We start from the raw sequence: 18,264 nt of genomic DNA on the forward strand, positions 1-18,264 counted from the left end.
TAATTATTTAAAAAGAAGAGGCAGAATTTCGACGTGTCATCTCGTCATTGTCGTCATCGTCACCGTGACTAAACCGGGAGTGGCACTGTTATTGCATTAGCAGGGGAAATGATAAGGAGGCGTTATGCATGAAATCACGTTGTGCCAGCGCGCGCTGGAGGTCATTGAACAGCAGGCAGTGGCGAATGGCGCGCACAAGGTCACCGGCGTCTGGCTGAAGGTGGGCGCATTTTCTTGCGTCGAAACGGACGCTTTAACGTTTTGTTTTGATCTGGTCTGCCGCGGCAGCCTGGCGGAAGGTTGTAGACTGCATATCGAACAACAACAGGCCGAGTGCTGGTGCGAGTCTTGCCAGCAGTATGTGACGTTACTCAGTCAGCGTGTACGCCGCTGTCCACAATGCCACAGCGACCAGTTGCAGATCGTCGCCGACGACGGTATGCAAATTCAGCGACTGGAAATTGAGGAGTAAGCAATGTGTACGACATGTGGTTGTCAGGATGGAAACCGCTATATAGAAGGCGATGAACATAACCCCCACTCCGCCTTTCGCAGCGCCCCCTTCGCTCCGGCGACGCGCCCGGCGCTGACCATTACCGGGGTCAAAACCGATGCGTTCAGCCCGACTCAGCTTGACGAAGGCGACCTGCATTATGGCCACGGCGAAGCGGGCACCCACGCGCCGGGCATCAGCCAGCGGCGGATGCTGGAAGTGGAGATCGACGTACTGGATAAAAACAACCGCATCGCCGCCCGCAACCGCGCGCGCTTCGCGGCCCGCCAACAGCTGGTGATTAATCTCGTCTCCAGCCCCGGCTCCGGCAAAACCACCCTGCTCACGGAAACCTTACTGCGCCTGAAAAACCGCCTCCCCTGTGCGGTGATTGAGGGCGATCAGCAAACCGTTAACGACGCTGCACGCATCCGCGCCACCGGCACTCCGGCGATTCAGGTTAATACCGGTAAAGGCTGCCATCTCGATGCGCAGATGATTGCCGATGCCGCGCCGCGTCTGCAGCTGGCCGAACAGGGCATCCTGTTTATTGAGAATGTCGGCAATCTGGTCTGCCCGGCGAGTTTTGATCTCGGCGAGCGGCATAAAGTGGCGGTGCTCTCCGTAACTGAAGGGGAGGATAAGCCGCTCAAATATCCGCATATGTTTGCCGCCGCCTCGCTGATGCTGCTCAACAAAGTCGATCTTCTCCCCTACCTCAGCTTCGATGTTGAGCAGTGCATCGCTTACGCGCGGGAGGTGAACCCCGAGATTGAGATCCTGCTGGTTGCCGCCACCAAAGGCGACGGCATGGATGCATGGCTTGAGTGGCTGGAGGCGCAACGATGTGCATAGGCGTACCGGGGCAAATCTGCGCCATTGACGGCCTGCAGGCGAAAGTTGATGTCAGCGGCATCCAGCGTAATGTCGATTTGACGCTGGTTGGCAGTGAAGATGAGCAGGGCCACTCGCGTATCGGCCAGTGGGTGCTGGTGCACGTCGGCTTTGCCATGAGCATCATCAACGAAGCCGAAGCGCGCGAAACGCTGGCGGCGCTGCAAAACATGTTTGACGTTGAGCCGGATGTCGGCGCGCTGCTCTACGGCGAGGAGGGATAATGCGCTTTGTCGATGAGTACCGCGCGCCGGAGCAGGTGATGCAGCTTATCGCCCGCCTGCGTGAACGCGCCACAGGGCTTGCTTACACCGCCGCGCGCCCGCTGCGCATTATGGAGGTGTGCGGCGGCCACACCCACGCCATTTTCAAATTCGGCCTCGACCAGCTGCTGCCGGAGAATATTGAGTTTATCCACGGACCCGGCTGCCCGGTCTGCGTCTTACCGATGGGGCGCATTGATACCTGCGTGGAGATCGCCAGCCACCCGGAGGTGATCTTCTGCACCTTCGGCGACGCCATTCGCGTGCCGGGCAAAAACGGCTCCCTGTTACAGGCGAAGGCGCGCGGCGCGGATGTGCGGATTGTCTACTCGCCGCTTGATGCGCTGGCGCTGGCGGAGAAAAACCCGCAGCGCAAAGTCGTCTTTTTCGGACTCGGTTTCGAAACCACCATGCCCGCCACCGCCATCACGCTACAGCAGGCGAAGGCGCGCGATATCAACAACTTCTGGTTCTTCTGCCAGCACATCACGCTGATCCCAACCCTGCGCAGCCTGCTTGAGCAGCCCGATAACGGCATCGATGCCTTCCTTGCGCCCGGCCACGTCAGCATGGTGATTGGCACCGACGCCTATACCTTTATCGCCGATGAGTTTCAGCGCCCGCTGGTGGTCGCCGGTTTTGAGCCGCTCGACCTGTTACAGGGCGTGCTGATGCTGGTTGAGCAGAAAGTTGCGGCACGAAGCCAGGTGGAGAATCAGTATCGCCGCGTGGTGCCGGACGAGGGCAACCGGCGGGCACAAGCGGCGATTGCCGAGGTGTTCACCGTGCGCGGTGACAGCGAGTGGCGCGGGCTGGGGATGATTGGCGAATCGGGCGTGCATCTGACCGCTCCCTATCAGCGTTTTGACGCCGAAGCCCATTTCCAGCCAGCCATGCAGCAGGTGTATGACGACCCGCGCGCCCGCTGTGGCGACGTGCTGACCGGGCGCTGCAAACCGCACCACTGCCCGCTGTTTGGCAACACCTGTAATCCACAAAGCGCCTTTGGCGCGCTGATGGTCTCCTCCGAAGGGGCCTGCGCCGCCTGGTATCACTACCGCGCTCAGGAGTGTGAAGTATGAATGAGGTTCAGATGGCGCACGGCAGCGGCGGTCAGGCGATGCAGCAGCTGATCGGCGAACTCTTTATGCAGGCCTTCGCCAACCCCTGGCTGTCGGAGCAGGAGGATCAAGCGCGCCTCGATCTTACCGCGCTGGCGGCGGGCGGTGACAGGCTTGCCTTCTCGACCGACAGCTATGTGATTGATCCGCTGATTTTCCCCGGCGGCGATATCGGCAAACTCGCCATCTGCGGCACCGCCAATGATGTGGCGGTCAGCGGCGCGATCCCGCGCTACCTCTCCTGCGGCTTTATCCTCGAAGAGGGGCTGCCGATGGCAACGCTAAAACAGGTGGTGGAGAGCATGGCAGCAACGGCCCGCAGCGCCGGGATCGCCATCGTCACCGGCGACACAAAGGTGGTGCAGCGCGGCGCGGCGGATAAGCTCTTTATTAATACCGCCGGTATTGGCGCGATCCCCGCCACTATTCACTGGGCGGCAGCCTCGCTACAGCCGGGCGATGTGCTGCTGGCAAGCGGTACGCTCGGCGACCACGGGGCGACCATCCTCAACCTGCGTGAAGGGCTGGGGCTGGACGGGGAGTTAAGCAGCGACTGCGCGGTGTTGACGCCGTTAATCGGGACGCTGCGCGATTTGCCTGGCGTCAAAGCCCTGCGCGACGCGACGCGCGGCGGCGTCAATGCGGTGGTGCATGAGTTTGCCGCCGCCTGCGGGTATGGCATTGAATTACAAGAGAGCAAATTACCGATTAACCCGGCGGTGCGCGGCGTGTGTGAACTGCTGGGGCTGGATGCGCTTAACTTCGCTAATGAAGGCAAACTGGTGATCGCAGTCGATCGCGACAGCGCCGAGCTGGCGCTTAACCGCTTACGCGCCCACCCTTTAGGTAAAGATGCCGCAATGATTGGCGAAGTCGTCGAACAACAGGGCGTGCGGTTAGCCGGGCTTTACGGCGTGAAACGCCTGTTAGATCTCCCCCATGCGGAGCCGTTACCGCGGATCTGCTAGTTGTTATTTTTCACACCTGTTGGTGTGCTTCTGGATGAGCAAAATGTCGTATACACCGATGAGCGATCTCGGACAGCAAGGGCTTTTCGATATCACGCGGATTTTATTACAGCAGCCGAACGTGGCGGCGCTCAGCGAAACGCTGGCACAGCTGGCGCGCCAGGCCGGGCTGGCGCAGGGCGCGGCGATTGTGCTGTGGCATGCGGATAGCCACCGGGCGAGCCGCTACAGCGTTCAGGCACCGGAAAAGGGCGCAGAGTATGGGGATCAGGCGCTGCTGGCAAGCGGTCCGGTACGGCATATTCTCTCCCACCCGCAGGCGCTGCACTGCACGGCGGCGCTGTTTAATGAGACCTGGCCTGTGCTTACCGCCAGCGGGCTCTACCCGCCCTTCGCCCACTACGCGCTGCTGCCGCTAGCGGCGGAGGGGCAGATTTTCGGCGGCTGCGAGTTCTTCCGTTATGACGACCAGCCGTGGAGCGAGCGCGAACTGGATCGCCTCAATACGCTGACGCAGCTCGTCGCGGTGGTGGCTGAACAGTTGCAGACCCGCGATCGCCGCACGCCGGACTATGCCCTGCTCAGCCAGGAGCGCAACGACTACCGCATTCTGGTCGCCATCACCAATGCCGTGCTCTCACGGCTGCATATGGATGAACTGGTGAGCGAAGTCGCCAAAGAGATCCACTACTACTTCGGCATTGACGCCATCAGCCTGGTGCTCCGCGGCAGCCGCAAAGGCAAGCTGACCATCTACTCCACGCACTATCTGGATGAGGCCAACCCGACGCATGAAACCCAGGAGGCGGACGAGGCGGGCACGCTGACGGAGCGCGTGTTTATGAGTAAAGAGATGCTGCTGCTCAACCTGCATGAACGCGACAAGCTTGCGCCCTATGAGCGGATGCTGTTTGAGACCTGGGGCAACCAGATCCAGACGCTCTGCCTGCTGCCGCTGATGTCGGGCAAAAACCTGCTCGGCGTGCTGAAGCTGGCGCAGTGCCAGAAAGAGGTCTTTACCCAGGCGAACCTCAAACTGCTGCGCCAGATTGCCGAGCGTATCGCCATTGCGGTGGATAACGCGCTGGCCTACCAGGAGATCCATCGTTTGAAGGAGCGGCTGGTGGATGAGAACCTCGCCCTGACCGAGCAGCTTAATAAGGTCGATAGCGAGTTTGGCGAGATCATTGGCCGCAGCGAGGCGATGTCGCGGGTGCTGAAACAGGTGGAGATGGTGGCGCGCAGTAACAGCACGGTGCTGATCCTCGGCGAAACCGGCACCGGCAAGGAGCTGATTGCCCGCGCTATCCACAATCTGAGCGAGCGCAACAGCCGCCGGATGGTGAAGATGAACTGCGCGGCGATGCCGGCCGGGCTTATGGAGAGCGATCTTTTTGGCCATGAGCGCGGTGCGTTTACCGGTGCCAGCGCCCAGCGCATCGGCCGCTTTGAACTGGCGGATAAGAGCTCGCTGTTTCTTGATGAAGTAGGCGATATGCCGCTGGAGCTGCAACCGAAGCTGCTGCGCGTGTTGCAGGAGCAGGAGTTTGAACGGCTCGGCAGCAATAAGTTGATCCGTACCGATGTACGCTTGATCGCCGCCACCAATCGCGATCTGAAGAAGATGGTCGCCGATCGCGAGTTTCGCAGCGATCTTTACTACCGCCTGAATGTGTTTCCTATCCAGCTGCCGTCGCTGCGCGAACGCCCGGAAGATATTCCGCTGCTGGTGAAAGCCTTCACCTTCAAAATCGCCCGCAAGATGGGGCGTAATATCGACAGCATTCCGGCGGAGACGCTGCGGGTGCTGAGCGCGATGGAGTGGCCGGGTAATGTGCGCGAGCTGGAGAACATGATTGAGCGCGCGGTGCTGCTGACGCGCGGCAATGTGTTACAGATTTCGATGGCGGAGATCGCCATGCCGCCCGTGACCGTGACTCCACCCGCCGAGTCACCGCGCGAAGGGGAAGATGAGTATCAGCTGATTGTGCGCGTGTTGAAGGAGACCAACGGCGTGGTCGCCGGGCCGAAAGGTGCCGCGCAGAGGCTGGGGCTGAAGCGCACGACGCTGCTCTCAAGGATGAAACGGCTGGGGATCGATAAGGATGATTTGTCGGGTGGATAAGTTGTGGCACACCATGCCGGATGGCGCTTACGCTTATCCGGCCTACGCCGTTTCAGACATATCGGGGGTTGTAGGCCTGATAAGGCGTAGCCGCCATCAGGCGATGGGCCTGGCATGTTGGATTGGTGGAAGGGTTCCGTTCACCAGGGGCGCGGGGGAACATTTTTCTCATCGGTGCGGTGAACGGGATAAGGGAAGCGGCCGCGCTCCCCTTATCAATCCCCGCGGCCCCGCGAGGAAATCGGTGCTGCGCACTGCGCTCACCTCCCGCGTGCCTGACTGCGGCCGGCTCGACTCGACTTACTCGCCCCGTTCCGGGACTCGTCCCTGTCTCGGTTCGCCTCTGTCCGCCATCCATGGCGTCCAGACCTTGTCATTCCCGCTTCGGTTCGCCGATTTCAGCGGGGACACAACACCATCGCTGTGATACCTGAAGTAAAAGCAATATCGGTGTGGCTGTAGGCTCGTTTTGGTAGGCAGGATAAGGCGCAGCCGCCATCCGGCAATGATGACGCGGTGATAATGCCGGATGGCGCTTGACGCTTATCCGGCCTACGGTTCAGGTGAACGGAACCCTTCCACCGAGGCCACATATCAGGCTCATTGCCGGATGGCGCGTTACACGCTTATCCGCCCTACTTGCGTCGATACTTTTCCGGCAACTCCGGTACCGGGCGCTTATCGTCAATCAAATGACGCACCGTCAATATCGGATGCCGCCACAACATGCGTGGCCCTGCCCAGCGCATCACCTGCTTCATCTCTTCACGTTTGGCTGGCTGATAACAGTGCACCGGGCACTGCTTGCAGGCCGGTTTTGCCTCGCCGAAGACACACTTATCGAGCCGCTTCTCCGCGTAGGCATAGAGATCTGCGTAGTGCGCCGCGCTACTCACCGCATCCGGGCAGGCGCGCTGATAGAGAGCAATCATCTTCCGGATGGTCAATTTTTCCCGCAGGATACGTGGTCCAGACATCGGTATCACCAATAATTAAGATGCATTAATAATACAACTTAATATCTTATGATGGCACCCTGATTGCGCGTTTTATACCCTCTCATCGCTCATCGTCCCATGCACCATAGTGATAATCACTCGCTCCAGCTCCTCTTTCGCCTGCTCTTCACTAATCGCGTCCTGCACCGCCGCCCAGGAGAGCCCTTCGGCGGCGCCGAGCATCGCCCATAGCGCGGCATCACGCAGCGGTGCGTGGCAAAACGGCGCAAACAGCGTGCGGCACGTGCCGGTGAAATCCACGGCGTATTCGCGGCGGATTTTCTCCAGCTCCGGCGTTCCTGCCAGCGCTGCCAGCAGGCTTGGCATCTCGCGCCCCTGGAACAGCACGCATTCGATATAGGCCGTCGCAACCACTTCTGCGCGCGGCTGGAGTTCGGGCGCGGTCTGCGCCAGCAGCATCTCCAGTTTACGGTTCTGGCGCTGATCGTACTCGCGATAGAGCGCCGCCAGCAGCCCTGAACGGCTGGTGAAGTGGTCGTACACCACCGGCTTGGTAACACCCGCGCGTTCGGCTAAATAGCCCAGCGTCAGCGCTTCGGTTCCCGCCTCATGAATAATCTGCCACGCCACTTCCACCAGCTGTGCGTAGCGCTCTTCCCGCGAGAGTCGCAGGCGTACACGCGTATCGCCCATTATTACCTCCTTGACAAGCTTATATACCATTAGTAACTTACTAGTAGTAGGTTACTGATAGTATATAAGCCTACGGTGATTAATCCGTAATGGCAACCGAGGAGAAAAAAATGCATGCATTGATCGTAGTCTCTCACCCGCTCGACACCTCATTAACCCATGGCCTGGCGCACGCTGTGGCAGAAGGCATTCGTGAAGAGAACCAGCAGCATAGCGTTGAGATCGCCGATCTGGCGCGGGAAGGATTTAACCCATCCTTCACCGCCGCAGATTACAACGCCTTTATGCAAACTGCCCCACTGCCCGCCGACGTGCTGGCTGAACAGGCACGAATCGAGAAAGCCGACGCGTTAATTCTGGTATTTCCTATCTATTGGTGGACGATGCCTGGGCAATTAAAGGGCTGGATCGATCGCGTATTTGCCAACGGCTGGGCCTACAAAGATAGCGGTACCGGGAAAGTGATAAAGAAGTTAGGGCATCTGCCGGTGCATCTGGTAGCGACAGGAGGTGCAGACAGCAAAACGTTTGAAAAACATGGCTATGCGCAATCGTGGAACACACAAATCCCCCACGGTATTTTTGACTACTGCGGCGCGCCGGTGTTAACCAACGCCACGTTGATGCAGCCCGATCTCGGCTCACCTCAAGCCTGCCTGCAAAAAGCGCGCGAGATTGGCAGAAGCATTTTTGCGAACGCATAAGTTTACTTTTTCGCCGGACGGGGCGCAGGCGCGCTCCGGTCTGGCATAAAAATATTGAAAATGTGAGGAAGAGCATAACAACAGGTCAATCAGAGATAATTGTGGCGGACGGTGGAATACCTACCGCCTACGCGCTCCCGTATACTTGTTTTATCGCAAGAAAAAAGTACTTAACGCAAATACCGGGCCGTTATGGAGAGATTATTGACGCCTGGGCAGAAAAAACGGGAATAATCAGGGGTGCGGTAATGGAAAAGAAGCATATCTATCTGTTTTGCTCTGCGGGCATGTCCACCTCATTACTGGTCACTAAGATGCGGGCGCAGGCTGAAAAGTATGAAGTCCCGGTCATTATTGAAGCATTTTCGGAAACACTTGCCGCTGAAAAGGGACCACAAGCAGATGTCGTATTACTCGGCCCGCAAATAGCCTGGAAGCGCCCGGAGATCCAACGTTTACTCCCCTCTACTCCCGTCGAAGTGATTGATCCTTCGCTGTATGGCAAGGTCGATGGCCTCGGCGTGCTGAAAGCGGCCGTCGCCGCAATCAAAAAAGCCGGCGCACAGTAGTCCTGCGTTTCAGGCTCCTTCGAGAGCCTGCCCACTACCTGTCGCACTGCCTGAGGGGATGTTAATGAGTCACGCCATCGCTACGCTTGAGAAGATACTTTTGCCGTTCGCCATCAAAATCGGCCAGCAGCCGCATATCAATGCCATCAAAAACGGCTTTATTCGTGTAATGCCGTTAACCCTCGTCGGGGCGATGTTCGTCTTAATCAATAATGTTTTTCTCAGTTTTGGCAGCGGATCGTTTTTTTACTCATTAGGTGTGCTGCTTGATGCCTCGACCATTGAAACGCTGAATGCGCTAAAAGGCATCGGCGGCCATGTCTATAACGGAACGCTGGGGATGATGTCGCTGATGGCACCCTTTTTTATCGGCATGTCGCTGGCGGACGAGCGCAAGGTCGATGCGCTGGCTGCGGGTCTGCTATCCATTGCCGCTTTTATGACCGTGACGCCCTATAGCGTCGGCGATGTTTACGCCGTTGGCGCAAACTGGCTGGGCGGCGCGAATATCATTTCAGGGATGATCATAGGCCTGGTGGTGGCGGAGATGTTTGCGTTTATCGTGCATCGCAACTGGGTCATTACCCTACCCGCGAGCGTGCCGGCCGCGGTAGCCCGCTCCTTCTCCGCGCTGATCCCGGGATTTATCATCTTATCGTTCATGGGGCTTATCGCCTTGCTGCTGGCGCGCCACGGCACCCATTTTCATCAGTTCATTCTTGACGGCATCTCTGCACCACTGGCGTCGATGGATCATGTGGTCGGCTGGGTGTATGTGATTTTCGTGCCACTGCTCTGGTTTTTCGGCATACACGGTTCGCTGGCGCTCACCGCGCTGGATAGCGGCATCATGACGCCATGGGCGCTGGAGAATATCGCGGTTTATCAGCAATACGGCTCCGTTGACGCGGCGCTGGCGGCTGGCAAAAGTTTCCATATCTGGGCGAAGCCGATGCTCGATTCCTATATTTTCCTAGGCGGGAGCGGCGCAACCCTGGGCCTTATTATCGCCATTTTCCTTGCCTCCCGGCGGGCAGATTACCGCCAGGTGGCGAAGCTGGCGCTGCCGTCCGGTCTGTTTCAGATCAACGAACCGATTCTTTTTGGCCTGCCGATGATCATGAACCCGGTGATGTTTATCCCGCTGATTCTGGTTCAACCGATCCTTACGGCTATCACGCTGCTGGCCCTATACGCCGGTCTTATCCCCCCGATTACTAATATCGCGCCATGGACCATGCCCACCGGGCTGGGGGCGTTTTTTAATACCAACGGCAGTCTCGCTGCTCTGCTCCTCGCGCTGTTTAACTTAGCTATCGCCACGCTGGTCTATCTGCCGTTTGTGGTGATTGCCAACAAGGCGCAGCACGCCATCGAGCAGGAGGAGAGCGAGGAAGATATTGCTAACGCACTGAAATTTTGACATGCAGGCGCAAGTCCTAAGGAGTGAACGATGCAGCCAACGATCGGCACACAGGAGATTAAAACCGTCCAGGAACAGCAGTTATTTAAGGGAAAGCCTTTTCATGTCTTCATCTACAACAAGACGGAAAGCGCCAGCGGACTGCATCAGCATGATTATTATGAATTTACCCTTGTCCTGACGGGACGCTATTACCAGGTGATCAATGGCAAGCGTGTACTACTGGAACGCGGCGACTTTGTCTTTATCCCGCTAGGTTCCCATCACCAGAGCGTTTATGAGTACGGCGCAGCCCGCATCCTTAATGTTGGGATCAGCCGTAAATTTTTCGAACAGTACTATCAATCGCTGCTGCCCTTCTGCTTTGTTGCCTCGCAACCTTACCGCACGCACAACGCATTTTTAACCTATGTTGAAACAGTGATTGCCTCGCTGAATTTTCGTGAGAACGGGCTCGACGAGTTTATCGAAACCGTGACCTTTTACGTGCTTAACCGACTGCGCCACTACCGCGAAGAGCAGGTGGTGGAGGATATTCCGCAGTGGCTGAGAGCCACCGTTGAAGCGATGCACGATAAGCGCCAGTTTAGCGACAACGCGCTGGAGAACATGGTGCGACTGTCCTGCAAATCGCAGGAGTATCTCACCCGCGCGACCCGGCGCTTTTACGACAAAACGCCGATGCAGATCATCAATGAGATCCGCATCGATTTTGCAAAAAAGCAGCTGGAGATGACCAACTACTCGGTAGCCGACATCGCCTGGGAGTCGGGCTACAGCAGCCCAAGCCTGTTTATTAAAACCTTCAAGAAAATGACGTCATTTACACCCAATAGTTATCGCAAGCGGTTAACGGAAATCACGCAGTAGCAGGCGCGACCGGCATCCACCACAGGAGAGAGCATGAATCCGAAACTGAAAGTCGTCACTATCGGCGGGGGAAGCAGCTATACCCCGGAACTCCTCGAGGGTTTTATCAAGCGCTACCACGAACTGCCGATTACGGAGTGGTGGCTCGTTGACGTAGAGGAGGGAAGAGAGAAGCAGGAGATTATTTTCCGGCTTTGCCAGCGGATGGTGGCAAGAGCGGGCATTCCCCTGAAGGTGTATCAAACGCTCGATCGTCGCGAAGCACTGCAGGGTGCGGACTTTGTCACAACTCAGCTGCGTGTCGGCCAGCTGAAAGCGCGCGAACTGGATGAGCGTATCCCGTTAAGTCACGGCTACCTGGGTCAGGAGACCAACGGCGCAGGCGGCCTGTTCAAAGGATTGCGCACCATCCCGGTGATTTTCGATATTCTGCGCGACGTAGAGGATATCTGCCCAAACGCCTGGGTAATTAATTTCACCAACCCGGCCGGCATGGTGACTGAAGCGGTTTATCGCCATACCGCTTTCAGGAAATTTATCGGCGTCTGCAATATTCCTGTCGGCATGAAGATGTTTGTCCGCGATGTGCTGCAGCTGCAGGCGCATGACGAGGTTGCACTCGATCTTTTTGGCCTCAATCACATGGTGTTTCTTAGTGATGTGCAGGTGAATGGCATTTCGCGCTTCGCGGAACTGCTCGACGGCGTCGCCAGCGGAAAGCTGCAGGCATCGTCGGTGAAAAACATCTTCGATCTGCCGTTTAGCGAAGGATTGATTCGCGCCCTCAACCTGCTGCCCTGCTCCTACCTGCTTTACTACTTTAAGCAGAAAGAGATGCTGGCGATTGAGCTTGGCGAATATTACAAAGGCGGTGCGCGGGCGCAGGTGGTGCAGCGCGTCGAAAAAGAGCTGTTTGAGCTCTATAAGGATCCCACGCTTGACGTAAAACCTCAGGCGCTGGAGCAGCGCGGCGGCGCATGGTACTCCGATGCAGCGTGCGAGGTGATTAACGCTATCTATAACGATAAGCAGACCGAGCACTATGTGAATATTCCCCATCGCGGGCATATCGATAACATCCCACCAGAGTGGGCAGTAGAGATGACCTGCCTTATCGGACGCGAAGGAGCAGTGCCCCACCCGCGCGTCACCCATTTTGATGACAAGGTGCTCGGGCTAATCCATACCATCAAGGGGTTTGAAATAGCGGCCAGTAAGGCGGCGCTGAGTGGCGAGTTTAATGATGTACTGCTGGCGCTCAACCTCAGCCCGCTGGTTCACTCCGACGGTGACGCTGAGGTGCTGGCGCGTGAGATGTTGCTTGCCCATGAGAAGTGGTTACCGAAATTCGCCGCTACCCTTGCGCGTCTAAAGTGCCAACCACGCTAAAAGGGGCAGAAAATGGCGCGAATATTAATCGTTAACGCCGACGATTCTGGCCTCAGCCGCGGGCAAAACTACGGTATTCTTGAGGCATTCCGTCACGGCGTTGTCACCTCCACCACCGCGATGGTGAACGGCGAGGCGGTGGAACATGCCGCCGCCCTTTACCAGCAGGAACCTCTGCTGGCGGTTGGCATGCATTTTGTTCTGACACACGGCGCGCCGCTTACGCCGATGCCCTCACTGGCGCCCGACGGCAAACTGGGCAAAGCGATCTGGCAGCGGTCAAAGGAAGGTTCACTCCCGCTGGAGGAGATTGCACGCGAGCTGGCGAGCCAGTATCAGCGCTTTACTGACCTCTTTGGTCACGAGCCGACGCATATCGACAGCCACCACCATGTGCATATGATTGAGGCGATTTTGCCGATCGTCGCAGACTTTGCAGCACAGCGCGGCGTGGGACTGCGTCTCGACAGGCGTACGCAGCCGGTCAGCCTCAACCTGCCCGCACGGCTGCGTAGCAGCCAACATTTTAGTGATGAATTTTATGACGACGCGCTCTCTGAAGCGCGTTTTTTGCAGATCCTTGACGCCTTAAGCGAACAGGGTGGCACCTCGCTGGAAATCATGTGCCACCCGGCATTTATCGATAACACGCTTCGCCAGAGCAGCTACTGTTTCCCTCGCTTAACTGAACTGGAGGTGCTGACCTCACCGACGCTGAAATATGGCATCGCTGAACGTGGCTACCAACTGGGCAGTTTTCTCGATCTGTAACCGCTTTTGCGGCGCAATGATGCGCCGATTTTTTGTACTACCACCACACCTCAGCCTGCGCACCGACAGAGAACTGCTCCCGGCGCTCATCGCCAAAGCGGAAATGGCTGATGCCGTTCTCCTGCGCGCGGATCCAGCTGGCGTAAAAACGCAGCTCAGGTCGCGAGGTCAGCAGGCTGGTGTCCACTTTCAGCGCGTGATAGAGCGTGGTTTTAACCCCCTTTTCGCGGTAATCCTCGCCCTGTTGGCGGTTGGTTTGTTTAAACCACGCCAGCTCGACGCCCGTCTGGTTGTGCTTGTCCCAGATCCACGCCGGGCGCATCACTGCCCGGTAGCTGCGAAAATCCGTGTGCGCGCCGGTGTCATAGCTGTAAATATCCTGCCCGGCAGCGAAGACCAGCGCGTGCGCCAGTACGATTTGCGATGAGGGGTAGAACTCCCCCTGCGAGATGGCGCGCACCGCGTGCCCGTAGGTGTGTTCGCCATAATAGTTGTCGTGATAGCCGTAGGTTGCTCCCGAATTGGAGATGAGCGCAAAGCCGCTGGCCAGCGCGTTATCCGCCGCCTGTAGCGTGAACTCCTCGAACCCACCCGCGCTGAAGCTCTGTCGCAGGATCGCGCCCGCTAACCACGCATCTTTAATGCTGTAATAGTGCCCTGCTTTTTCGCCAGCACGATAGGTGGCGGATTTGTTCGCCAGCGAGTAACGGCCAAACAGCTCCAGCGTGGCGCGATCCCACAGCGGCAGCGCGTTATAGCGAATGTCCAGCGTGTGGGTGTTAACCTGAAGGGTATTTTGGCTGACAGGATAGTTCACCGCATGGGCATCAACATCCTGGCGCACCAGCGCCACATGGAGCTTGCCCGCGCTGAGCGCCAGGTTCTCTACGCCGATACCCGCGCCGCTGTCTGTCTGGTGGCTTTTCCAGTCCAGCATCTGAATTTCATACTTTGGCAGCGTGTGCTTCCCGACCCAGAGATCCGCTTCCGGCGCAAAGGGCAGGAAACCGCGCGTAGTGAGGTAGATATCGGAGAACTGCAGGAGGTTTTCTGAGTTTTTGTCGAACCACGCTGTGCCATACTGCGCGCCAACGTTGCCATCTAACTGCACAATAGCATGCGCAGATTTGCCCCCCTCCTCATAAACGCGCTGCGAGAAGGTAAGATCGAACCATGATGAGTACTCATTGCCAAAACGTCCCAACGAGCCGATGGCGTACTCTTTTGGTGAGCCGTTGCCAGCCGCTCCCCAACCGGAACGCAGGTAACCATGCCAGGCAAAACCGATATCCTCTTTGACGAAATCGCTGATCTCTTTCAGCGTATAGGGCGATTTTTCTGCCGCAGTAGCCTGCGGCTGTGCGGCGGATTCTGCGCCTGCATTGCCGCCTGCTCTGGCCTGTTCCAGCTCCGCTTTTGCCTGCGCCAGCTCCGCCATATTATGCTGCAACGCCATTTCCAGCTGGCTCAATCGCTCTTCAACCGTTAATTGTTGCGCAGAGGCGTGCGCGCACGTTGCTGTAATCAGCAAAGCGAGTAGTGATTTATTCATAATAATCAATCCATTTATTAATATATAAACGCGCTGAATAAATATTCCCTTTAATTTAATTTGCGCGTCTTACCCTGAATGCGTGAAATATAAGAAAGTTAGCAAATACAGAAAGATAAGATTATTTATAAACGCGGGGGATAACCCAAATAATGGCCTCCTTAACAACTATTATTGAGCGGGTAATAGTCATTCAGGATGTTTCGATATGTCTATAAAGATAAATTCATTTTTAGATCTCTCTCGCACAGAATTTTCTCGGAAATTTCACACATTCATGAAATGGTTTCTATACTCTCTGCGGAGGTTTATTAATGAGAAAATTACTTCGTTCTTTATTTGCCAGCCCTGACAAGCTGTTACAGGTGATGAGTCACAGTGAAATACAGGATTCGATTGAAGATGGTGAGCGCATTGTGGTCGATGCTGACGGCAACGCCTCGGTGAATATCCACTGCAAAAGGGTACAGGAAGATTTCAGAGAGCACGTTGATGCATTGAAGAGGGCTTAGGATGGGTACAGCAATATTCATGGTTCTGATGGTTTGCGGCTACTGGTACACCTCACACGACCTCTCGACACGCTTCAAATTTAAACGCAGCTTCGGCTGGGACGTCTACTTTCTGGTGGCGCTCTATGGCTGCGTCTTCGTCCTACAGGGGATCATCGCTACCGCAGTCATCTGGCTCTGCCTGCTCGCCACTTCGGCGGTGATGAATACTTTTCCCGGCACGTTTGGCGCGGAAGAGCACCATCTGCATATGACGTTTATGAACTGGACCTTCCTCGGCATCCAGGCACCGGTGGTGATTATGCTCGCCTTTGCAGTGCTGTTTTGCCTGTGGCATTCGAACTGGTCCAGCAGTGCGCGCCTCGATATTCCCGGTCGCCGCGAGTTGTATAAACATCTTTCGCGCGCCAACGGCATTGAAGGGCTGATCTACCAATGCATGGAGCGCGGCGATCTGGCCTGGATCACCCTGAAATCGCAGCGCATCTATATCGGCATGATCCATACCGCCACCTTCGATGTCGGCGATGCCAACAACATTGTGCTCATCCCGATGCTGAGCGGTTACCGCAACCATGAGACGCTGGATCTGCGCGTCGAGCATAACTACAGCGCATGGTACGACGAACATGATATCGATCTCGCCTCGGAGCCAATGTCAGCGCTCGATTTCCGCAAGGTGCTGCTGCTGTCGCAGGTGGAGAGTTTGTCGCTGTTCCACCCTTCACAGGTGATGGCGATGGGCATCAACAAACTGCGGTCTCCGAAGTGAATGCAAGCTAAGGGATTAGCTTGTTCCGCTACTTTTACTCACGGCACGTTAATATTCAGCTTTCCAGTATAAAAGTAGCGAATTGCGCCAAAAATTTGCCTCATCCATAAATTTTAATTATGGTGTGCCCCTGCCGAAAACGTCGGCAATCTGCTTTTTCTTGCATCTTATAGCTTTCATTTCCCTCCATTTGAGCACTACGGCTGCGAAAGCTATAAGGTCGCACCACCAGCACTCATGGGGAGTTTATGAGCAACGGAACGACTTTACCGCACCACACGAATTCGGCCGCAACGGCCAGTGAACTGACCGTCGAAGACATCACGGTCATCGATAATAAGCTGCTGAAACGCGCCGTCAGCGCCGCCGCGCTGGGCAACACGATGGAGTGGTTCGACTTCGGCGTTTACAGCTATCTGGCAGTAATTATCGGCCAGGTCTTCTTTCCCGGTGCCAGCAGCACCGCACAGCTGATCGCCTCTTTTGGCACCTTCGCCGCGGCCTTTCTGGTTCGCCCGATTGGCGGCATGGTCTTCGGTCCGCTCGGCGACCGCTTTGGCCGCCAGAAGATCCTCGCCCTAACGATGATCATGATGTCGATTGGGACTTTCTGTATCGGCCTGATTCCCGACTACGACAGCATTGGCATTGCCGCACCGATCCTGCTGCTGGTGGCGCGCCTGGTTCAGGGCTTCTCCACCGGCGGTGAATATGGCGGCGCAGCCACCTTTATCGCCGAGTACTCCACCGATAAGCGCCGTGGTTTTATGGGCAGCTTCCTCGAGTTCGGCACGCTTGGCGGCTATTTGTTGGGTGCCAGCCTGGTGACCATTATGATTGCCGTGCTGCCGAGTGAGGCGATGCATAGCTGGGGCTGGCGTATCCCCTTCTTCCTCGCCGCGCCGCTCGGCCTGTTTGGCCTCTATATCCGCTTGAAGCTGGAAGAGACGCCGGCCTTTAAAGAGCATATGGATAAGCAGGATGCGCTGGAGCACAGCAAACCAACACTTTCGCTGTTGCAGATGCTGCACAAATACCGCAAACAGATGCTGCAGTGTATTGGCCTGGTGCTGGTCTTTAACGTCTCAAACTACATGCTCACGTCGTATATGCCGAGCTACCTGACCAGCGTGCTGGGGATGAGCGAGCTGACCGGACTGCTGCTGGTGATGGTGATCATGTTCGTGATGATGCCGCTGACGCTCGCCTGGGGCCACTGGACTGACCGTCTGGGCCGCCGCCCGGTGATCGCTTTCGGCGCGCTGGGGCTGGTGCTGCTGGCGATCCCGAGCTTTATGCTGATTGGCTCTGGCAACATGTGGGCGGTCTTCGGTGGGCTGGTAATTCTGGGGGTGCTGCACACCTGCTTTAGTGGCACCATGCCGGCAACCCTGCCAGCGCTGTTTATCACCGATATCCGCTACAGCGCGCTGGCGATTGGCTTTAACCTCTCGGTCTCGCTTTTTGGCGGTACGACGCCGCTGATCACCGCCTGGCTGGTTGATACCACCCACAATGTGATGATGCCCGCTTACTACATGATGGGCGCCGGGGTGATTGGCGCCCTGACCGTGCTGACGCTGCGCGAAACGGCGCGTAAACCGCTAAGCGGGTCGTCGCCCGCGGTCGCCACGCGCGCAGAAGCGCACAAGCTGATTGATAAGTTGCGCAAGCAGCGCGCCTCGAAACGGTTAAAAACGCAGACGGCGCATGAACACGGCTAAGCCCAGTCTTCAATAGCGCTATCCAGAGGCCGGAGCGGTGGCGCGCTCCGGCCTATCTCCTCTTCAATATTAAACTCCGTCAGATCTTCGGCGGTTGCCAGCAGATAGGTGTGCCCTTCGGGCGATAGCCACTCGGTAATGAAGTACTGTTCTTTACGCGATAGCTCCACCTTCTTCTGCCCGCTTCGGTCATAGAACTGCCCGAAGCGCTCATCATGCTTCGAGAGATTAAGCCCCATCGCCGGATAGACGCCACGCCACACCTCGCCGTGGTGTTTGCCGCCCAGCACAAGATACTCCTGCATGATCTTCTTGCTCATTTGAACCCCCGTTACGCCCGCTTTTTCTAAGCGTAGCTAATGCTCAGCCCTTGCACTATTCGCGCCGTCTGGCCTGGTGCAGACCTTTTTCAACAACTATACCTTTTGGGGTGCAATGTTCAGGTTGCGGCCTGATGTGGAG

19 protein-coding genes are annotated in these 18,264 nt (G+C 56.9%); 15 read left to right on the forward strand and 4 right to left on the reverse strand.

Annotation, left to right across the window (positions count from 1 at the left end):
- The first annotated feature begins 124 nt into the window (after positions 1-124).
- From hypA to flhA, 6 genes are read left to right on the forward strand one after another with little or no spacing between them, the layout of a single operon-like run.
- Entirely contained in the window at positions 125-472 is a 348-nt protein-coding gene (gene hypA / locus HF650_RS19060) for a hydrogenase maturation nickel metallochaperone HypA (RefSeq protein WP_187799927.1), read from the forward strand.
- Between the two features lie 3 nt (positions 473-475).
- The gene (gene hypB, locus HF650_RS19065; RefSeq protein ID WP_187799928.1) at positions 476-1,348 is read left to right on the forward strand and encodes a hydrogenase nickel incorporation protein HypB; all 873 of its coding nucleotides are present in this window, start codon (positions 476-478) and stop codon (positions 1,346-1,348) included.
- On the forward strand, positions 1,339-1,611 hold the full coding sequence (locus tag HF650_RS19070) for a HypC/HybG/HupF family hydrogenase formation chaperone (RefSeq protein WP_187799929.1): 273 nt from the start codon (positions 1,339-1,341) through the stop codon (positions 1,609-1,611). The genes hypB and HF650_RS19070 overlap by 10 nt, the downstream gene beginning before the upstream one ends.
- A complete protein-coding gene (hypD, locus tag HF650_RS19075; RefSeq protein ID WP_187799930.1) occupies positions 1,611-2,732 on the forward strand; it encodes a hydrogenase formation protein HypD in 1,122 nt (373 codons plus the stop codon). The genes HF650_RS19070 and hypD overlap by 1 nt, the downstream gene beginning before the upstream one ends.
- Positions 2,729-3,739: a hydrogenase expression/formation protein HypE gene (gene hypE / locus HF650_RS19080; protein ID WP_187799931.1), complete on the forward strand. Its 1,011-nt coding sequence runs from the start codon at positions 2,729-2,731 to the stop codon at positions 3,737-3,739. Before hypD ends, hypE begins: the two co-directional genes overlap by 4 nt.
- 43 nt (positions 3,740-3,782) lie before the next feature.
- On the forward strand, positions 3,783-5,864 hold the full coding sequence (gene flhA, locus HF650_RS19085; RefSeq protein WP_187799932.1) for a formate hydrogenlyase transcriptional activator FlhA: 2,082 nt from the start codon (positions 3,783-3,785) through the stop codon (positions 5,862-5,864).
- Positions 5,865-6,499: 635 nt separating this feature from the next.
- Here flhA and HF650_RS19090 read toward each other — a convergent pair.
- Together HF650_RS19090 and HF650_RS19095 are read right to left on the reverse strand one after the other, a co-directional pair.
- On the reverse strand, positions 6,500-6,841 hold the full coding sequence (locus HF650_RS19090) for a nitrous oxide-stimulated promoter family protein (RefSeq protein WP_023481143.1): 342 nt from the start codon (positions 6,839-6,841) through the stop codon (positions 6,500-6,502).
- Positions 6,842-6,913: 72 nt separating this feature from the next.
- Positions 6,914-7,516: a TetR/AcrR family transcriptional regulator gene (locus HF650_RS19095; protein WP_187799933.1), complete on the reverse strand. Its 603-nt coding sequence runs from the start codon at positions 7,514-7,516 to the stop codon at positions 6,914-6,916.
- A gap of 110 nt (positions 7,517-7,626) precedes the next feature.
- Here HF650_RS19095 and HF650_RS19100 point away from each other — a divergent pair, with 110 nt between their 5' ends.
- From HF650_RS19100 to chbG, 6 genes are all read left to right on the forward strand, one after another.
- On the forward strand, positions 7,627-8,220 hold the full coding sequence (locus tag HF650_RS19100; RefSeq protein WP_187799934.1) for an NAD(P)H-dependent oxidoreductase: 594 nt from the start codon (positions 7,627-7,629) through the stop codon (positions 8,218-8,220).
- Positions 8,221-8,468: 248 nt separating this feature from the next.
- On the forward strand, positions 8,469-8,789 hold the full coding sequence (locus HF650_RS19105) for a PTS sugar transporter subunit IIB (protein WP_187799935.1): 321 nt from the start codon (positions 8,469-8,471) through the stop codon (positions 8,787-8,789).
- A gap of 64 nt (positions 8,790-8,853) precedes the next feature.
- On the forward strand, positions 8,854-10,212 hold the full coding sequence (gene chbC, locus HF650_RS19110; RefSeq protein ID WP_187799936.1) for a PTS N,N'-diacetylchitobiose transporter subunit IIC: 1,359 nt from the start codon (positions 8,854-8,856) through the stop codon (positions 10,210-10,212).
- Between the two features lie 30 nt (positions 10,213-10,242).
- Complete coding sequence (chbR, locus tag HF650_RS19115; protein WP_187799937.1) at positions 10,243-11,082, forward strand: transcriptional regulator ChbR; 840 nt, start codon at positions 10,243-10,245, stop codon at positions 11,080-11,082.
- Between the two features lie 33 nt (positions 11,083-11,115).
- Positions 11,116-12,471: a 6-phospho-beta-glucosidase gene (locus tag HF650_RS19120; RefSeq protein ID WP_187799938.1), complete on the forward strand. Its 1,356-nt coding sequence runs from the start codon at positions 11,116-11,118 to the stop codon at positions 12,469-12,471.
- Positions 12,472-12,483: 12 nt separating this feature from the next.
- Entirely contained in the window at positions 12,484-13,242 is a 759-nt protein-coding gene (gene chbG / locus HF650_RS19125; RefSeq protein ID WP_187799939.1) for a chitin disaccharide deacetylase, read from the forward strand.
- 37 nt (positions 13,243-13,279) lie between these two features.
- On the opposite strand, the gene HF650_RS19130 is transcribed toward chbG, so the two are convergent.
- Positions 13,280-14,794, reverse strand: coding sequence for a carbohydrate porin (locus HF650_RS19130; RefSeq protein WP_275944592.1), 1,515 nt, complete (start codon positions 14,792-14,794; stop codon positions 13,280-13,282).
- Positions 14,795-15,108: 314 nt separating this feature from the next.
- Between HF650_RS19130 and HF650_RS19135 the strand changes: the two genes are divergently transcribed.
- The 3 genes from HF650_RS19135 (at position 15,109) to proP (ending at position 17,802) form a co-directional block, all read left to right on the forward strand.
- Positions 15,109-15,306 carry a hypothetical protein gene (locus HF650_RS19135; protein WP_023481113.1) on the forward strand — a complete coding sequence of 66 codons (198 nt, stop codon included), beginning with the start codon at positions 15,109-15,111 and terminating at the stop codon, positions 15,304-15,306.
- A gap of 1 nt (position 15,307) precedes the next feature.
- Positions 15,308-16,078 (forward strand): hypothetical protein, encoded by a 771-nt coding sequence (locus HF650_RS19140; protein ID WP_187799940.1) that lies wholly within the window; start codon positions 15,308-15,310, stop codon positions 16,076-16,078.
- A 248-nt stretch (positions 16,079-16,326) separates the two neighbouring features.
- Entirely contained in the window at positions 16,327-17,802 is a 1,476-nt protein-coding gene (gene proP, locus HF650_RS19145; protein WP_187799941.1) for a glycine betaine/L-proline transporter ProP, read from the forward strand.
- Here proP and HF650_RS19150 read toward each other — a convergent pair.
- Positions 17,799-18,122, reverse strand: coding sequence for a hypothetical protein (locus tag HF650_RS19150; protein ID WP_187799942.1), 324 nt, complete (start codon positions 18,120-18,122; stop codon positions 17,799-17,801). The two genes, proP and HF650_RS19150, sit on opposite strands and share 4 nt — an antisense overlap.
- Positions 18,123-18,264: the final 142 nt, after the last annotated feature.

The organism is Kosakonia sp. SMBL-WEM22 (assembly GCF_014490785.1).
Classification (GTDB): domain Bacteria; phylum Pseudomonadota; class Gammaproteobacteria; order Enterobacterales; family Enterobacteriaceae; genus Kosakonia.

Excerpts from the sequence above, each read along its gene's own strand:
- hypA (WP_187799927.1), top strand. The coding sequence starts at position 125 with ATGCATGAAATCACGTTGTGCCAGCGCGCGCTGGAGGTCATTGAACAG.
- hypB (WP_187799928.1), top strand. The coding sequence starts at position 476 with ATGTGTACGACATGTGGTTGTCAGGATGGAAACCGCTATATAGAAGGC.
- HF650_RS19070 (WP_187799929.1), top strand. The coding sequence starts at position 1,339 with ATGTGCATAGGCGTACCGGGGCAAATCTGCGCCATTGACGGCCTGCAG.
- hypD (WP_187799930.1), top strand. The coding sequence starts at position 1,611 with ATGCGCTTTGTCGATGAGTACCGCGCGCCGGAGCAGGTGATGCAGCTT.
- hypE (WP_187799931.1), top strand. The coding sequence starts at position 2,729 with ATGAATGAGGTTCAGATGGCGCACGGCAGCGGCGGTCAGGCGATGCAG.
- flhA (WP_187799932.1), top strand. The coding sequence starts at position 3,783 with ATGTCGTATACACCGATGAGCGATCTCGGACAGCAAGGGCTTTTCGAT.
- HF650_RS19090 (WP_023481143.1), bottom strand. The coding sequence starts at position 6,841 with ATGTCTGGACCACGTATCCTGCGGGAAAAATTGACCATCCGGAAGATG.
- HF650_RS19095 (WP_187799933.1), bottom strand. The coding sequence starts at position 7,516 with ATGGGCGATACGCGTGTACGCCTGCGACTCTCGCGGGAAGAGCGCTAC.
- HF650_RS19100 (WP_187799934.1), top strand. The coding sequence starts at position 7,627 with ATGCATGCATTGATCGTAGTCTCTCACCCGCTCGACACCTCATTAACC.
- HF650_RS19105 (WP_187799935.1), top strand. The coding sequence starts at position 8,469 with ATGGAAAAGAAGCATATCTATCTGTTTTGCTCTGCGGGCATGTCCACC.
- chbC (WP_187799936.1), top strand. The coding sequence starts at position 8,854 with ATGAGTCACGCCATCGCTACGCTTGAGAAGATACTTTTGCCGTTCGCC.
- chbR (WP_187799937.1), top strand. The coding sequence starts at position 10,243 with ATGCAGCCAACGATCGGCACACAGGAGATTAAAACCGTCCAGGAACAG.
- HF650_RS19120 (WP_187799938.1), top strand. The coding sequence starts at position 11,116 with ATGAATCCGAAACTGAAAGTCGTCACTATCGGCGGGGGAAGCAGCTAT.
- chbG (WP_187799939.1), top strand. The coding sequence starts at position 12,484 with ATGGCGCGAATATTAATCGTTAACGCCGACGATTCTGGCCTCAGCCGC.
- HF650_RS19130 (WP_275944592.1), bottom strand. The coding sequence starts at position 14,794 with ATGAATAAATCACTACTCGCTTTGCTGATTACAGCAACGTGCGCGCAC.
- HF650_RS19135 (WP_023481113.1), top strand. The coding sequence starts at position 15,109 with ATGAGAAAATTACTTCGTTCTTTATTTGCCAGCCCTGACAAGCTGTTA.
- HF650_RS19140 (WP_187799940.1), top strand. The coding sequence starts at position 15,308 with ATGGGTACAGCAATATTCATGGTTCTGATGGTTTGCGGCTACTGGTAC.
- proP (WP_187799941.1), top strand. The coding sequence starts at position 16,327 with ATGAGCAACGGAACGACTTTACCGCACCACACGAATTCGGCCGCAACG.
- HF650_RS19150 (WP_187799942.1), bottom strand. The coding sequence starts at position 18,122 with ATGAGCAAGAAGATCATGCAGGAGTATCTTGTGCTGGGCGGCAAACAC.